Annotated in this window: 13 protein-coding genes and 1 pseudogene; all 14 read right to left on the reverse strand. The window is 59.7% G+C overall.

Annotated features, from left to right (window positions below):
* Window position 1: 1 nt before the first annotated feature.
* The 14 genes and pseudogenes from HMPREF2849_RS02595 to HMPREF2849_RS02660 all read right to left on the reverse strand — a co-directional run bounded on the left by HMPREF2849_RS02595 (window position 2) and on the right by HMPREF2849_RS02660 (window position 15,606).
* Complete coding sequence (locus HMPREF2849_RS02595) at window positions 2-1,408, reverse strand: acyl-CoA dehydrogenase family protein (RefSeq protein WP_016421476.1); 1,407 nt, start codon at window positions 1,406-1,408, stop codon at window positions 2-4.
* 122 nt (window positions 1,409-1,530) lie between these two features.
* The gene (locus HMPREF2849_RS02600) at window positions 1,531-2,865 is read right to left on the reverse strand and encodes a metallophosphoesterase family protein (protein WP_246822089.1); all 1,335 of its coding nucleotides are present in this window, start codon (window positions 2,863-2,865) and stop codon (window positions 1,531-1,533) included.
* 297 nt (window positions 2,866-3,162) lie between these two features.
* Entirely contained in the window at window positions 3,163-4,695 is a 1,533-nt protein-coding gene (gene lysS, locus HMPREF2849_RS02605; protein WP_016421478.1) for a lysine--tRNA ligase, read from the reverse strand.
* A gap of 70 nt (window positions 4,696-4,765) precedes the next feature.
* Window positions 4,766-6,328 carry a polyamine aminopropyltransferase gene (locus HMPREF2849_RS02610; protein ID WP_070862568.1) on the reverse strand — a complete coding sequence of 521 codons (1,563 nt, stop codon included), beginning with the start codon at window positions 6,326-6,328 and terminating at the stop codon, window positions 4,766-4,768.
* Window positions 6,329-6,850: a DUF350 domain-containing protein gene (locus HMPREF2849_RS02615; protein WP_083276369.1), complete on the reverse strand. Its 522-nt coding sequence runs from the start codon at window positions 6,848-6,850 to the stop codon at window positions 6,329-6,331.
* A gap of 2 nt (window positions 6,851-6,852) precedes the next feature.
* On the reverse strand, window positions 6,853-7,317 hold the full coding sequence (locus tag HMPREF2849_RS02620; RefSeq protein WP_069358987.1) for a DUF4247 domain-containing protein: 465 nt from the start codon (window positions 7,315-7,317) through the stop codon (window positions 6,853-6,855).
* Window positions 7,318-7,321: 4 nt separating this feature from the next.
* Complete coding sequence (locus tag HMPREF2849_RS02625; protein ID WP_083280594.1) at window positions 7,322-7,861, reverse strand: DUF2617 family protein; 540 nt, start codon at window positions 7,859-7,861, stop codon at window positions 7,322-7,324.
* Between the two features lie 11 nt (window positions 7,862-7,872).
* Entirely contained in the window at window positions 7,873-8,487 is a 615-nt protein-coding gene (locus HMPREF2849_RS02630; RefSeq protein ID WP_168157921.1) for a DUF4178 domain-containing protein, read from the reverse strand.
* A gap of 170 nt (window positions 8,488-8,657) precedes the next feature.
* Window positions 8,658-10,835, reverse strand: coding sequence for a PhoX family protein (locus tag HMPREF2849_RS02635; protein ID WP_049171890.1), 2,178 nt, complete (start codon window positions 10,833-10,835; stop codon window positions 8,658-8,660).
* Between the two features lie 247 nt (window positions 10,836-11,082).
* On the reverse strand, window positions 11,083-11,505 hold the full coding sequence (gene panD, locus HMPREF2849_RS02640; protein ID WP_016421480.1) for an aspartate 1-decarboxylase: 423 nt from the start codon (window positions 11,503-11,505) through the stop codon (window positions 11,083-11,085).
* A gap of 314 nt (window positions 11,506-11,819) precedes the next feature.
* Window positions 11,820-12,761: pseudogene (gene panC / locus HMPREF2849_RS02645) on the reverse strand (pantoate--beta-alanine ligase); the annotation flags it as partial.
* Between the two features lie 97 nt (window positions 12,762-12,858).
* Window positions 12,859-13,779: a Rossmann-like and DUF2520 domain-containing protein gene (locus tag HMPREF2849_RS02650; RefSeq protein ID WP_070653291.1), complete on the reverse strand. Its 921-nt coding sequence runs from the start codon at window positions 13,777-13,779 to the stop codon at window positions 12,859-12,861.
* Window positions 13,780-13,843: 64 nt separating this feature from the next.
* The gene (locus HMPREF2849_RS02655; protein WP_070862569.1) at window positions 13,844-15,103 is read right to left on the reverse strand and encodes a DUF6779 domain-containing protein; all 1,260 of its coding nucleotides are present in this window, start codon (window positions 15,101-15,103) and stop codon (window positions 13,844-13,846) included.
* Window positions 15,100-15,606: a DUF3180 domain-containing protein gene (locus tag HMPREF2849_RS02660; protein ID WP_049190665.1), complete on the reverse strand. Its 507-nt coding sequence runs from the start codon at window positions 15,604-15,606 to the stop codon at window positions 15,100-15,102. The genes HMPREF2849_RS02655 and HMPREF2849_RS02660 overlap by 4 nt, the downstream gene beginning before the upstream one ends.
* Window position 15,607 lies beyond the last annotated feature (1 nt).

Below are 15,607 nucleotides of genomic sequence, written 5' to 3' on the forward strand. Positions count from 1 at the left end.
TTTACAGAACGACGATGCCTTCGGCGACACCAATTGCGCGGAGGTCACGGTACCAACGCTCAACCGGGTGCTCCTTGGTGAAGCCGTGTCCGCCGAGCAGCTGCACACCGTCGGAACCAATCTTCATACCCTTTTCAGTGGCGAAGGTCTTAGCCAGAGCTGCCTCGCGAGCGAAGCCGCGACCCTGGTCAGCGCGGGAAGCACCGCGGAGGGTGATCATGCGGAGACCATCGAGCTCAATCTTGATGTCGGCGACCATGAAGGCCACTGCCTGGCGGTGGGAAATCGGCTCGCCGAATGCCTGACGCTCGTTGACGTAAGGAATGACGTAGTCGAGAACTGCCTGAGAAGTACCCATTGCAAGAGCTGCCCAGCCGAGGCGGGAACGACGCAGAATGTCGAGGTATGCCTCTTCACGATCTGCAGCCGAGGTGCTAGCGCCGCCGAGAATGTTCTCAGCCGGAACCTTGACGTCCTTCAGGATGACGCGCCCCATTGCGGCACCGCGCAGACCCATGGACGGGTCAGCCTCAACGTGGAGCCCCTCAGTGTCGGACTCAACGATAACCAGAGCCGGCTTACCCTCGAGCTCAACACCGATGATGAACAGCTCAGCTGCGCCGGCGTTCGGAACGAAGGACTTAACACCGTTGAGGACCAGCGAATCGCCCTCGCGCTTTGCGGTGGTTTCAGGCTTGCGTGCGTCGAAAAGCGGGCGCGGCTCTGCGAGCACAACAGCGGCAGCCGGGACGTTCTCGCCAGCGAATGCCGGCAGGTAGGTCTTCTGCTGCGAGTCGGAGCCGTGAGCGGTCAGGGTGGCAGCGACACCGGCCGGAGCCAGCACTGCCAGAGCCAGACCCATGTCACCGTAGGACAGAGCCTCCGCGACCAGCGCGTTGGTGGTGACGTCCTCGCCGGTAGCGATGCCCTCGAAAGCCTCCGGGACGTTGATCATAGTGACGCCCAGCTCAGAAGCCTCAGAGACGAGGTTCTCCGGCGGAGTTGCCTCGTGGTCGGACTTATAAGCAACCTCGCGCAGACGAGACTCAGCGAATTCCTTAACCGTCTCGACGATCATCTGCTGATCCTCGGTCGGGGTGAGGTCGAAGAGCTTCTTTGCCTTCTCCTCGGCTGCGGCCTCCTGTGCAGCCTGGGCTTCCTCAGCCGGACGCTCCGGCTTACCGGAACCGGAAATCTTCTTAAACTGACGGTTCGCGGCACCAAGGGTCTTAAAACCGGACTTGGTGGACTGGTACACCACGCGGTCGATCTTTGGCTGAAGGTCGTACTTCTGGGCGAAGTCCGAACCAGTAATCGACGTGATGAACCGCATTGCCGCTCCGATAGCGTCGCGACCAGGGTTATTGCGGCCGACAGTCGAATCTTCGCGGTTCTTCTTCTCGCTCATGTGATCATGGCCTTTCGAGTCAGAACTATTACTGGCATAACAATAAATGAATCACGTGACCGTTGTCACAGGAATTGAAAAAACATTGCCAAGCAACAGAAAACTTTCAGGTTTCTAACTTGTCAGGCGATAACGCGGTTAACAACGTAGTTGCGATCAGCGAGCTCACCAAGCAGCGCCTCGGGCTCGAAGCCGTACATCGCCCAACGGGCACGCGCAGTCCATGCAAGCGCATCTTCGCTGCTCAAACGATGGAAATTAACCTGGTAACCACCGGAGTAGACATGCAGCAGTGTGTAGCCACCGGGGTATGCCTTGCACGCGCCGGTCTCCAAATAATCAACGCCGGCACCAAAATCACCGCGAGTACGCTTTGCACGGTGGGTGTGACCTGCTCCCGCGAAGAATACACCCGGAGCGTCGTTAAGCAGCTGCTGCAAACGTCGTGCATCAGCGCTATTGAGAATGAATATGGGGCCGGCAGCATTTGTCCAGCCAGCCTCGGAAGTAATTGGGTGATGAGCCAGCACAACCGTCGGCTTGTTGGGGTCGCGCTGTAGTTCTTGCTCTAGTGCATCGAACTGTCCCGGGCTAATTTCGCCGCCGGACTCATCCAACTTCGATGAATCCAGACCGATGACGCGGACCGGCCCCTGCTGAGTGACCCACAGTTCCTGTCGCGGACGCCCCAGTAGGACTCCGAAGGGATCGCGATGATCTTCGGTGCCCTCCAAAACCGGAAATTCGTCGTAGCCAGCAGACGAATCGGCATCCGGCTTATGCGGACGATCATGATTGCCGCGGGTGACAAACCACTGCCGCTCCTGAGCACCAAAAGTATTCATAATCTCGGCAAATCGACGCACCTCCGCCGGACGTGCTTCCGACGTGGCATCACCGTTGACGAAAACCTTTTCAATCCCCATCCCGCGCAGCTCGGCGAGAGCAGCTGTCAGCATGACCTCGGGGTACGGTCCGGCACCCGGTTCAGAAAAGATAGGCGCGGGGAAATTGCCGGTGATAATACCATGCCCATTTTCGCCAATATGCGTGTCATTGAGGATGGCAATCGTGGTCAGGTACTCCCCTTCCGGAGCGACCAACGTCGTGAACTGTCCAGTTTGCTCGGGTGTATTGGGGAGATTTCGGGTAATTAATCCCGGCTCTGCGACCAGCCCATTCGATCGACATTCGAAACGGTACGTGGTCCCAGGCCGCAGCTTATCGACGGTCACAAAGTGGTAGCCAACCTGCGTCTCGTCCTTATGTACCACGGGTAGCTCGCCGCCCTCATCGGCATCGACTGGCACTAGCGCAACTTCAGTGTCGGCCGGCGCCAGTGGAGCCAGCTTCCCCCACGCTGGATGTGGGCCTGCATACGTCGCCCACGAAAATGTCACCGACGTATCGGTCACGGTCACGACTTCCAGGTCCGTCACCACGAGGCCACTGGTCAAACCTGTTAATGGAAACGGCGCCTGGTTCGGAGCCGCCGATGCAACTGCTCGCGTCCCGACGCTACTGACGGCCACCGCTACGGCACCCGCACTCGCTACTGCTCCCGCTGCTGCTCCCAAGCGCAATACGGATCGCCGATTAATTCTCTTATTCCCATTTACCGAAGTCATGGGTGAAGAAATTACGGGATAAAAATAATCCCGGTGATAACACCGGGATAACTACACATGAATTCGGCGGCCAGCCGTGGTTTTCCGGCTGACCGCTGCAGACTACATGCTAAAAAGAAACGTCGCTTACGCTTCCGGCTTCACGATCGGGAACAGCACGGTTTCGCGAATGCCAAGGCCGGTCAGGGCCATCAGCAGGCGGTCAATGCCCATGCCCACACCGGTCGTCGGCGGCATGCCCTGCTCCATTGCGTGCAGGAAGTCCTCATCCAGAACCATGGCCTCGTCGTCGCCGCCAGCGGCCAGTCGCGCCTGATCCTCAAAGCGCTCACGCTGGACAACCGGGTCAACCAGCTCGGAGTAGCCGGTAGCCAGCTCGAAGCCACGGACGTAAAGATCCCACTTCTCGGTCACGCCAGGCTTGGAGCGGTGCTGACGAGTCAGCGGAGAGGTCTCGACCGGGAAGTCGCGGACAAAGATAGGACCGTCGAGCTGGTCTTCACAGAGCAGCTCCCAGATTTCCTCAACCAGCTTGCCGTGGCCCCAGCCGCCCTTCTCCGGAACCTCAAGGCCAATCACATCGGCGATTGCCTTTAGCTCCTCGACGGTCGAGTCAATAGTGACTTCCGGCTGACCAGGGAACTTGCGAGCAAGTGCCTCGTTCAGCGACGGGTACATCTCAATCTGCTTCCACTCGCCGCCGAAGTCGAACTCCGTACCGTCGGCAAGCGTGACGGTCGTCGAACCGAAGACCGCGACGCAGATTTCCTGAATGACCTCGCGGACGGTGCGGGCGGAGTCATCGTAGGTGCCGAATGCCTCGTAGTACTCCAGCATCGCGAACTCCGGGCTGTGCGAGGAGTCGATGCCCTCGTTGCGGAAGTTGCGATTGATCTCGAAAACGCGCTCCATACCGCCGACGACGCAGCGCTTGAGGAAAAGCTCCGGCGCGATACGCAGGTAGAGATCGATGTCCAAAGCGTTGGAATGAGTCACGAACGGACGTGCAGCTGCACCGCCGTGCAGAGTCTGCAGCATCGGGGTTTCGACCTCGAGGAAACCGCGACGCTCAAGTGCGTGGCGCAGCTCGCGGATGACCTTGATGCGAGTCAGTGCGTTAGTACGAGCCTGCTCACGCATAATCAGGTCCGTGTAGCGGTGACGCACGCGGCTGTCCTCGGACAGATCAGCGAACGACACCGGCAGCGGACGCAGAGCCTTCGAGGCCATCTGCCACTCGGTAGCCATCACAGACAACTCGCCGCGGCGCGAAGAAATTACGCGGCCAGTAATGAGGACGAAGTCGCCCATATCTACGTCCGACTTCCAAGCAGCCAGGGCGTCCTCGCCGACCTCAGCCTTGGAAAGCATGGCCTGCAGGGTCGTGCCGTCACCCTCCTGCAGAGCGGCAAAGCAGAGCTTGCCGGTGTTACGAATAAACATGACACGACCAATGACGGTCACGACATCCTGAGTCTCCTCGCCAGCCTCGAGGTGGCCCCACTCTTCACGGACATCCTTGAGAGAGTGAGTACGGGGAACCTCAACCGGGTACGGCTGAATTCCAGCCTCGAGCAGGCGGTCACGCTTCTCGCGGCGAATGCGCAGCTGCTCAGGAACGGTGGCGGTGTTTTCAGGGGTCTTCTTCGCGTCAGTCACGGCTATAAAGGTTAGCCGACTACACCGCCGACCTGCTACTCGCCCGCCCCTTTGCGAAATACTCGGCGGGCTACTCCCCTGCCTGCCGCCAACCTCGACGAATATCCTCCACAATTCGAGGATGAGCAAGTGTCGACGGTTCCAATTGTTGCGGACCGTTATCGGCACCGAACACGGTCGCAGCCCGGGCCACGTCAGGAGTGAGGAATTTCAGCGGCGGGGCGTCGTCGTAAAGCTCGAGCGTAGGAGGCTCAGGCCCGGCCTGCGCGAGTACAAACCCCCAGTCCCCAAAGGTGGGAACATGCACGTGGTACGGAGTGGTCGACCAGCCTGCGGCGCGAATCGAACTGTCGGTGCGCCAGAAGGCCTGCGGCGTCGAAAACGGCGAACCCGACTGCACCACCAGCTTCGCGCCTGGCGCGGCCACCGTGCGGATCACCCCATAGAACTCCTGAGAGTAGAGCTTGGCTAGCACTGCGTTGTCGGGATCGGGAAGGTCTGCATAGATGGCGTCGAACTTCTGCACCTGCGCCTTACCACGTGCCTGCTCGTGGAGCCATGCGAAAGCATCCGCAGCAATCTTCTCCACTCGGGGATTGTCCAGGCTGCCACGGTTATCTTCCCGCAGCACAGTGCGGGCGACCTCGATGACGTCCGGATCCAAATCGACCTGAACAATGCGCTCGATGTTGGGCATCCGCAGCAGCTCCCGGGCAGCCAACCCATCGCCTCCGCCGAGAATCAACGCCGACTTCGTTTCTTTATCCACCGCCGGGTAGACCAGCGACTCGGTGTAGCGGTACTCGTCACGACTGGAGTACTGCAATCCCCCGTCGAGATAAAGCCGCCGGTCCCCGCCAAATCGAGTGACGACGATGTCCTGATACTTCGAGTGCTTGGCGAAAACAATGGGCTGGGCGTAGAGCGACTGCCGGGCGGTCGCCTCAATGTCCCGGATTCCGGCCAGCAACGCTACCAACCCAACCAGTGCCGCGACGAGGGCGGCGACAGATGCGACCAGTGCCCGGCGGGTCAACATCTGCTTCAGTAGCAGCGCGGCGATTATCAATGCCGCGGTGACGTTAATCAGTCCAGCGATGGCAGTGGCCTTCAGCATGCCCACCGTAGGCAGGAGCACAAATGGCCAGATTAAACCGCCGACCAAGGCTCCGAAGTAGTCCGCAGCATTGAGATTCGCCAGCACGCGACCGGTGTCCTCGGCGGAGGACGTCCGGCCGGTCTGCAGAAGTGTCATGAGTAATGGCACCTCGGCACCAACCAGCGTTCCGATTATGAAAGTGGCGGCGACCAATGCTCCGAGGCTCTCACCTGTAACCGAAAATACCCAGTACAGAGCGGTTGCGGACACACCGCCAAGCAAACCCAAAGCACACTCGATACCGAGGAAAGACACCGCGGCACGGCGCACAAACGGCTTCGCCGCCACGGCGCCAAAACCCAGCGCTGCGACATAACCGGCCACAATCAGGGAATTCGCAACGACGTCGCCGCGGCCAAGAGAAGCCGACAGCGCCAGTAGTGCCAGCTCATAAACCAGGCCGCAGGCAGCACAGGCCGCCACAGAGCCCAGCAGGAGAGCCCGCCAGCGCCGGGAAGTCGTGGTGGTCTCCATTTATGACAGCGCCACCGCGTTAATCACACCGATAACAATGAAGGTGGTCGCGGCCAACACCGCTCGGGGGCGTACCTTCGCGTCCATCACGACATCGCGGAAGCGCCCCGGAATCAGAGCTTCCAGCACCAGCAGCGATGCTGCCTGCAACACAATGCCGAGTGCACCGTAAACGAGGGTCTCCCCCAGGCCAATCATCAGAGCGTCGTCGGATGCGCGGATTACCGAAACGACAATGCAGGCCAGCGCAATCTGCTGTGAGCCCGCTATCATCGCGGCGCCCGCACGGTTTTCGAGAAACACCAGGTCGCGCAGTTTCCCAGGAGTAATCAGATCAAGGACAATGAATCCAACTACGAGCACTAGGGCACCCGCAAGGAAGTAACCGACGGTGGCCGGCACTCCGACGGCCAGATGCTCGCCCACAGTTGAGGCCACGACCGACTGCGCTGGCTCCGATGTCTCCGACTGCGCCGTGAGGATAGCCGTCCCGGTGGTGTCCATGTACGTTACTGGTCCCATGTTTATTTCGCTCCTCCGAATGATCCGGCCGATCCACCCGAACCGCCGGAGGGGGCGGAGGGACCGAAACCGGGGCCGAGATAGATGAAGTGCCCACCCGAATAGCGGCCACTAAGTGATTCTCTGGTTATCAGGCACGTGTCCTTTGACCCTGCCTCAGGGGTCTGACGCGAAACGATGAACAGGTGCTTCTTCGTCCTCAGGTACGCTGCCCCGCCATCTTCGTTGTAAGCCTGTGGCTTAATCTCTTCTTTCAGCTCACGCCCCACCTCAATGGGGTCGCGGTCGCCACAGGTCCAACGTCGATCAATTCCGCTGCTGACCTGCGTCGCAGATGCTGCTCCGGGCGCGGACTGATAGCGCTCGCTAATCCTCTCTTCCGCAGATTTCCCGCCGACGAAGAAACCGGCCAGAGTGACCACAATGCCGACAACGATCAGTGCGTAACCAATACTTCCGCGTCCCATAGACTCAGGAACCTCCCTTTACGCGGTCTGCCTCGGCCCCATGGTTACCAGCGACGGCAGTCCAAGTATTCGACGTCCACACGAGCTGCCCCGGCGGGTAGCCGTGCCACGTATCCCAGCGATACCCCTGCTCAATCGGCTCTGCAGCCAACACAGTCAGCGCGCCGGGCGAACCGGGGAACTCCGCGACAACCGAATGAGGATGCCCTGTACCGAACTCGCGTCGTAAAGCATCTGCGCGCTGAACGAAGGCTTCTGGCGAGAGGTTCTCCACACGAGCTTTCACCATCACTCCCGCCTCACTCAGGGGCACGCCGTGTGCCGCGGTACAGGAAATCTCCTCGGTAAAGCACGGGTTCTCCCGCTTACCGACGAAAACCACATGCGACGCTCCGAGGACTCCGAGCGTCAGCGGCGGTGTTGTGCCGTCGGGGTGAGAGATAACCGCCTCGCAGAGGGTGTCCGGGACTTGGCCGTCAAAAGCAATGCGGAGTTGCTCCGCAGCAGTGTCTTTGAACGGCACATCTAGAATTGCCAGCGACATAGCGACCGCCACTAGCGATTGTCCGCGTCCGGATTATGGTCCGGCGCTGCCATGACATCAATCTCACCGGGGAGAATCCTAATACCGGTGGACGCTTCCCACATCGAGTCACCGTAGCGTTCCAGTCCGAGCAAGCGACCGTCACCGGATTTGTAGTCGACGAAGTCCGTAGCCCCCTCCGGCGGCAGCCCAGTGGTGCCAATCGCGGTGTAGCGGGCGGTTCCCCGCTCCTCCTCCCAGTACTCCACACCGTCGACAACGATGGGATTAGTTGGTTCGAAGCTACCTGGAAGCTTGCGCCACCAGGTGAGGATGACTTCACCTTCATCTTCCTCAACGCCGAACCAAGAACCATCCGCCCCACCATCGACGAGATGTTCCCACCAGCGGAACGGCCCCTGAGAGAGCTCAAGGGATCCGCGCACAACATGGGAGGCACCACCGTAATTCAGGATTGCGCCCGGCGCGACAGAGGTTGGACCGTACTTACGGTACTCATCAGTCATCAGCGGGTCGACGAAGCGCTCCCGATCAGAACCCGGAACCTGAGTATTCCGACGCGCTACAACAACGACGATGACCCCGATGACAACGAGGATGATGCCGATTATGACAATGCTGTTCACTAGGATTAATCCCATCGATAGTGTGGTGGCGCTAAGTAAACGCCCGATTACTAGCTTTCTACCGAATACAGTCGCGGCGCGCCGTCGAACATTATTTTCGTTCGAGACGCGCCGCGATAGGTCTACGCGCTAATCCGCGCGTTTCTGCTTAGCTCCTTGCCAAGGGCAACCTACACACCAATCTTCTTGCCATCAGTGCGTACAACCTGAACGACGGCCGGGCGTGGCTGCTCCTTGCCGCCGTCCGGCCAGTGCGAGGTCGGGTTGGTGGTCGGGTCCGGGTTGTCGCCGACTGGATGACCCTGATCCGTCTCGATTTCGCCCGGGTGCTGGACGTTGACCATCACGCGGTTGGAGAAGATCTGCGGACCACAGGTCTCTGCAGCAACCGGAACAGTCAGGAAGCACTTGGTCTCACCACGACGCTCGCCTTCGACGGCAACGGCGAAAAGGCCGTCGTTGGAGTCCAGCGCGTTGCCGTCGGTGGAAACCCACAGGTTGCCGTACTCGTCAAAGGCGACGTTGTCCGGGCAGGAAATTGGCGAGACCGATTCCTTGTCGAAGCCACCGAAGTAGGTGTAAGCCTCGTTCGGGTCACCACAGACCAGCAGGAGGTTCCACTTGCCCTTGGTACCGGCGTGGTCATCTTCCATCTCCAGAACAAGGCCATTCTTGTTCTCGGTGATTGGTGCGACCTCGACGGCGTCGGCAAGCGGGCGCCCTGCACCATCCTTGCGTTCCTTGCCCTTGTCGTCCTTCGCGCCCGCCTTACCGCGGTACTTGTTGTTGGTCAGCGCCGCGTAGACCTTACCGGTCTTCGGAGACGGCTCGATATCCTCCGGGCGGTCCATACGGGTCGCACCGACCTTGTCACCGGCGATGCGGGTGTAGATGCAGACCTCTTCGGCGGTCATGCCATCAACGTGGGACTCGTGCTTGCCGTCTGCCTTGGCGGTCATCAGCGGAAGCCACTCAATGTCACCGTCGAAACGGCCGTCCTTCGGCAGCTCACCGGAGCCGTCAATCTCGGACTCGGAATTACCGTTGAACTTACCGACGTAGAGAGTGCCCTCGGACAGAATGCCCATGTTGTGCTTGAGGTCCCCCTCCTTAATCTTGCGGGAGGAGACGAACTTGTAGATGTATTCGAAACGCTCGTCGTCGCCGGAGTAGCACACGACCGTGCCGTCGTCGGTGACGTAAATCTGACCGGCTTCATGCTTGAAACGGCCCACTGCGGTGTGCTTGACCGGGGTGGAGTTCGGGTCAGATGGGTCAATCTCTACCAGCCAGAAGAAGCGGTTCGGCTCGTTCGGCTCCTTGGAGACATCGAAGCGGTCGTAGTACTTCTCCCACGCGCGGTCGGACAGCTCTTCATTCTTGACCGAGTAGCGCTTGAGCTTCTTAACTGCGTCCTCGTCCTTGAGCTTGCCAACGTTGCCGAAGTACTGGTCAACGTTCTCCTCACCGGACAGGTAGGTACCCCACGGAGTAACACCACCGGAGCAGTTGTTCAAAGTTCCCTCGACCTTCATACCGGTCGGGTCAGCCTTGGTCTTCAGCAGATCGTGACCAGCAGCCGGGCCGTCAACTGTGAATTCGGTGAAGCCAGTGATGCGACGGTTACGCTTGTCGCTGAGAATTGGCTTCAGGAATCCCTTGTCATCCTCTTCCACAGCAAGGATGGTCTGGCCGTGGGCAGCCAGTCCGATGTCGACCTGCTCCTTAGTGGCATCTTCTTTCTTGTAGGCACGGAACATCATCGGCTCGGTGGTGTACTCGTGCGAGCAAACGTACAGCAGTGTGCCGTCTTCAGCCTTAATCAGGCCAGCGAAGTCATTGTTGAAGCCGAACTGCTTCAGCTGGTTTTCCGGAGTCTGCTTGTCAAAGTCGAACTCCGGGCCACCCTCGTGGATTGGGTCGCCCCAGCGAATCAGAACATTCTGCTCGTAGCCGTCCGGGATAACGACTGCGTCTTCCGTGTTCGGCTTGACGGCTTCGAAACGCATACCCTCCGGCGATTCGTCCTTGCTACCGTCACCGGCAGCAGCGGTACCGGAGGCGTCGGAGCCACCTGCGGCGCTGCCCGAATCATCAGAGGAGCAAGCGGCCAGCACGGCGCCACCGCCGACCGCAAGAGCACTAGCACCAGTGACCTTCAGTGCCGCGCGACGGGAGAATGCGCGCTGGGAGAACGCCTCCTTCGCAACATCACCGAAGTACTGGTTGTCCGAGAACTCGTTCGGAGCATCGTCAGCACAGGCATTACCACACTTGTAAGTGCAGGTCAGAGAGCTGCGAGAGGTAGCAAAAGGATTTGTCAGCAGATTCTTGCCAATACGAACCACGGGGAGACCGCCTTTGTATAGCTTCGACTAGGTGAGGAAATGGAAAACTAAAACTTTTAGATCCTCTAAGAAGCTAAGGACGTTGCGTTACCTTTCGGTTTCTAAAAATCAACTCGCCAATGAGCTTTAGCTGACGGTCTAATGACTTGCGCTTTAACGCAAAGTGAACACCCTGGTGTTGCGGTTCTCCGGCTCGACTCTTCTCTCCAACTACGCAGTCGAGCCCCAGCTCTGCGGGCTACGTGGACTAGCCCTGGTTCTCCGGGCTACGCGGATTCTTCAAATCAGAACCCTCCGGCACATCCGCCGGGTCATTGCCACTTTCCAGAATCTTGTTGTCCTCATCGACGAAGATGACATTCGGCTTGTACGTACGCGCCTCAGCGTCATCCATCATTCCGTAGCCGATGATAATAACCAGATCACCCGGCGATATCAGACGAGCGGCGGCACCATTGATAGAAATGATGCCCGAGCCGCGCTCTCCGGTAATGCAGTAAGTAGTAAGCCGGTTGCCATTATTGATATCGACGATGTCGACGGCTTCACCTTCAAGCAGGTCGGCCGCTTCCATCAAATCAGCGTCAATCGTGCACGATCCAACGTAGTGAAGATCAGCCTGAGTCACCGTGGCACGGTGAATCTTGGACTTCAACATAGTGCGAAACATGAAAAAGGTAGGTCCCTTCCTGGATTCGTCCCCTGGATGCTTGCCTACCGCGGCACCCCTTAGCGTGGCAGGTTGTTAGTCGGCACACTATAATACGACAACTTCCCAGCCACGAAAAACTACTTCGAAAAGCCGTCCTACTCGCTGTCCTGCTCAACGCCAAAGCCGGCGTTCTTCAGGTTTTCTTTGCTGGACTCATCTTTCAGGCGGGCATCCCGAGCAGCGCGGACCTTTTCCTGCAGCTCAGCCAACTCAGCAGCCTCTTGCTCAGTCAGCTCGCCGTCCAGCCCCGCAGCCGACAGGGCCGCTGACGCAATTTCGGCGTCCTTCTGCCCGAGCTGACCGAAACCGTTTGCCGAATCCGGGCGCGGCGCACCCAGAATCAAGCCAACATTATCAATGAGACGAGTAGTGCCGACCTTCGCAGCAACCAGTAGGCGAGCTTCAGTCTCCTGGCCGTCGCCGCGCAACACCTCGTCGGAAAGCGGGGCGAGCGCAGCGTCACGCAGCTCCAAATAATCCAACTCGACCTCAGGCTGGCTGGCGAGCACGCCACGCGCGGTTTCCAGCACAGCATCCGCACCACGGTCCGCGACAAAAGCGCCGGCAGTCAGCGCAGCGGACAGGGTTACTGCGAGATTGCGCTGCTCCTCGGAAAGATAGCGGTTGCGGGAGCTCATAGCCAGCCCATCGGCCTCGCGAATCACTGGCACACCGTGCAGCTGCACCGGCATATTCAGGTCAGTGACCATCTGCTGCATCAGGCACAGCTGCTGGTAGTCCTTCTCACCAAAAACGGCATCAGTGCAGTTGGTGATGTTGAAAAGCTTGTTAACCACTGTCAACGCACCGGCGAAGTGCCCCGGGCGAGTAGCACCTTCGAGCTCAGTAGCCAGCGGCCCCGGCTGCACGGTCGTGCGGAAACCGTTGGGGTACATCTCCTTCGCGTTCGGCGCAAAGACCAGCTCAGCACCGACAGCGCGGAGCTTCTCCACGTCTTCATCCAGAGTCCGCGGGTAGGCATCAAAGTCCTCCCCCTCACCGAACTGCAGCGGATTGACGAAAATCGACACCACCACAACAGCGCGCGGCAGTGTCTTCGCGGCCTGTACTAGTTCAAGGTGCCCCTGGTGTAGCGCACCCATCGTAGGTACGAGCACCACCGGCCGCCCGGTCTTCCGCAACGCACGGGTGACCTGCGCGATTCCCGCAATAGTCCTGTGAACAGTTGTCTCTCCGGCGGTATACCCCGTCATGTTTCCTCCGCGTTCAGATCTACCGGACCAAACTTTTCGTCCGACGGCAATACCTTACGCCACATCCCGGATGACCAGAACAACCAGCCCGCTCAGCTCATCGGCGCAGGTACCGCAAAACTTCGTTGGCGCCGCGCAGCTCGGCGATGCGCTCGGCAAGAGCCAGGTAGGCGGTTCCCATTTCCGGCGCCACCGCTTCAATTTCGCGTTCATGCTTGACGACGGTTCCAAGGTCGTCCCGCGTCACCGGGCCGGTCAGCCCCCGGGAACCCCACCTCAAGGCATTGTCCAATGAAGCTTCAAGCAGTGGTCGGAGCAGTTCGGCGGCCTGGCCTCGACGCAGTTCAGCTAGGTCGGTGTCTTCGGCTGCCGCATCTCCGCCGATAGTGGTTGCCAGCATTTCTACTGCATCGACCACAACTGCGCCGAGACCGTTTGAGCCGTGGGCCATAGCCGCGTGATAGAGGCCGCGGTGCCGTTCGTTGATGAACACCGGACGACCACCGAGTTCACCAATGAGCAGTTCACTGACTGTTTTCGCGAGCTCATCCCCAACCGTGATGCCCCATGGGCAACCGGTCAGAAGCTCGGAGTCGTCGTCAAGCCCTGCGAACGTCATTGCGGGATGGGCTGCGATGGTCAGCGCGCCGGTGAGCGCGACCGGATCGAGCACGGCACGCCCGAGGGATCCAGAAGTATGCATGACGATGCGTCCGGGGCCGACGTGGCGGGCAACTTCCTCGGCAACCTCGGCGATGGCGCGATCCGGCACGGCGATGACGATGAGCTCGCAGGTGGAAGCTGTGTCGGCAATGCTACTGACCTGGGCGTTCGGGAGGCGTAGATGTGCTCGTGTGACCGATTCTGGTGAGCGCGCGACCACATGGGTGACACGATGCCCACAGCGCTCTAGCGCTTGGCCGAGCGCAACCCCGACTTTTCCGGCAGAAATAATCCCCACCGTCAACCGCGGAGCGGTTGTCCGATGGGGATGGGAATCATGCTGGCTTTGCGTCATGACTGACTAGGTTAGACCAAACCAGCTATGTGCGGTGAGTAGGCCGCGCATACGCAGCTGGCGGCTAGGCTTCTTCGTCCTCGCGCTGCTCCCTCTTCTTGCGCATCTGCGCCATCAGCTCGGCGACAGTGAGGCTGCCCTTGTTGTCCTCAGCACGGCGCCGACCGTGGCTTGCAGGCTCTTGCGCCGTTTTTTGAGCTGACTCTTCTGCAAGGTCCTCATCGCGAATGGCCTGCAGCTGGCGAGTCGGAGAGTCCGAGGCATCGTCCGATTCCGGTGCAGCGAATGGGTGGCGTGCACCGTGTGCCTCGTGAGCGCCGCCCTGAGATTCATCCTCTGCGGCATCCTCCGCCGGAGTTTCCTGCCAGTTGATGGCGCGGAAAGAGTTAGTGGAGAATTTCTCCTTGGAAACGGTTTCGTCATCCTTGGAATCGGCGACTTCGTGGACGTCAACCGGCTGGCCAGACGGCGAGAATGTACGGCGCATGTCGGTGGCCTCGGCATCTTCAACCGGCGAAGCGGAGGAAGTGGAGCCAGTGCCGCCGTGCTGGGTATGAGCGCCGACAGTGCCGTTAGCGGTCATCTCAGCGCGGTGGGAAGTCGCGCGTGGTGTCGGCCGGTCGTGACCGGTCGGATCCTTCATCGGCGAGACCTGATGTGGCGAGTCGAGCTCACGCAGACGCTCGGCCTGGGCGCGAAGAGCAACTTGCTCGTCGTCGAAATCCTCCCCCATGAACTCAGCAAGCTGGGCACGCAGTGCAAAGACCTCAGCGCGTAGCGCCGCAATGTTGTCATCATTGTTGCCCTCAAGCGAATCCAAGTAGTTCTGCTCGAGAATCAGTTCCTGCTCACGGTGAGTGGCCAGCTCGCGGTCAAGCTCCACCTTGTGCAGCTCCTCGATAGTCTCCAACCGCTTGCGCTCCAGCGCAATGGTCTTGCGGTATCGAGTCACCAGCACAGCCCCGATAACTGCCGACCACAACGCCAGCAGCACGGCAACCTTCATCCAGCCGGCAGAGCTGGCAAAGAGCATGACGATACTGGCAATCACCGCGAGCACCAGCAGCACAACCATGAGAATGACGGCGGTTTTCTCCGTCATACCATCGGAAGAACTAAATTTCGTCACATCATTGCTCTGCTCATCTGCATATGCCGCATCAGCCCCGGAGTTAGCCCCAGCGGAGTAGCTTTCGAAAGCTGAAGAAGGCGACGGGGACGGAGACTCAGCCATATCCGACGAAGTAGCTGCCGCGTCGCCCTGAAAATATGCGGCATCACCCGAGCGCTTCGGGTCATTACCGGCGTTGGAGAGGTCAGTCATAACTCCCACCCTACCGAGTTAGTTCCCATTTCCCCGCTAGGAGGCGAAGAATTTTCGCCATCAGTTGGCAATTGGCAAACTTTTTCCAGCCACAGCCCCGCCGCAGCGAGCAAAATGCCGGATACTGTGCCGACAATCATGATCGGCCCGTCGGCCTGTGCAGCCGCAAGCTCCGTCCACTTCGGCAAAGCCCACAGCACGCCACCGGCGTACAAACCTCCGAGAATCGCCCCCAACCATGCGGATGCCGTACCGACCACCAGCCATCGCGACAACGTTAACGGCTGCACCTGGCTGCGATCCTGCCCGACCTTCCCCTCTTTCAGCACCGACTTAATCCACCGCGCTGCCGCCACACAGACAGCTGTGAGCAACCAGGGAAACCCCAGGTCCCACCAACTTCGTGGCCCGAGCGCACCGAAAAACTGTGCCACGATCATCCATGACGCCAGTGCGAGAACCAGCGCAGATGCAGCCAACGTAATCGGTGAGGTCGGTTTCATC

The organism is Corynebacterium sp. HMSC073B01 (assembly GCF_001838255.1).
Taxonomy (GTDB): Bacteria; Actinomycetota; Actinomycetes; order Mycobacteriales; family Mycobacteriaceae; genus Corynebacterium; species Corynebacterium jeikeium_D.

Excerpts from the sequence above, each read along its gene's own strand:
- HMPREF2849_RS02595 (WP_016421476.1), bottom strand. The coding sequence starts at position 1,408 with ATGAGCGAGAAGAAGAACCGCGAAGATTCGACTGTCGGCCGCAATAAC.
- HMPREF2849_RS02610 (WP_070862568.1), bottom strand. The coding sequence starts at position 6,328 with ATGGAGACCACCACGACTTCCCGGCGCTGGCGGGCTCTCCTGCTGGGC.
- HMPREF2849_RS02615 (WP_083276369.1), bottom strand. The coding sequence starts at position 6,850 with ATGGGACCAGTAACGTACATGGACACCACCGGGACGGCTATCCTCACG.
- HMPREF2849_RS02620 (WP_069358987.1), bottom strand. The coding sequence starts at position 7,317 with ATGGGACGCGGAAGTATTGGTTACGCACTGATCGTTGTCGGCATTGTG.
- HMPREF2849_RS02625 (WP_083280594.1), bottom strand. The coding sequence starts at position 7,861 with ATGTCGCTGGCAATTCTAGATGTGCCGTTCAAAGACACTGCTGCGGAG.
- panD (WP_016421480.1), bottom strand. The coding sequence starts at position 11,505 with ATGTTTCGCACTATGTTGAAGTCCAAGATTCACCGTGCCACGGTGACT.
- HMPREF2849_RS02650 (WP_070653291.1), bottom strand. The coding sequence starts at position 13,779 with ATGACGCAAAGCCAGCATGATTCCCATCCCCATCGGACAACCGCTCCG.
- HMPREF2849_RS02655 (WP_070862569.1), bottom strand. The coding sequence starts at position 15,103 with ATGACTGACCTCTCCAACGCCGGTAATGACCCGAAGCGCTCGGGTGAT.
- HMPREF2849_RS02660 (WP_049190665.1), bottom strand. The coding sequence starts at position 15,606 with ATGAAACCGACCTCACCGATTACGTTGGCTGCATCTGCGCTGGTTCTC.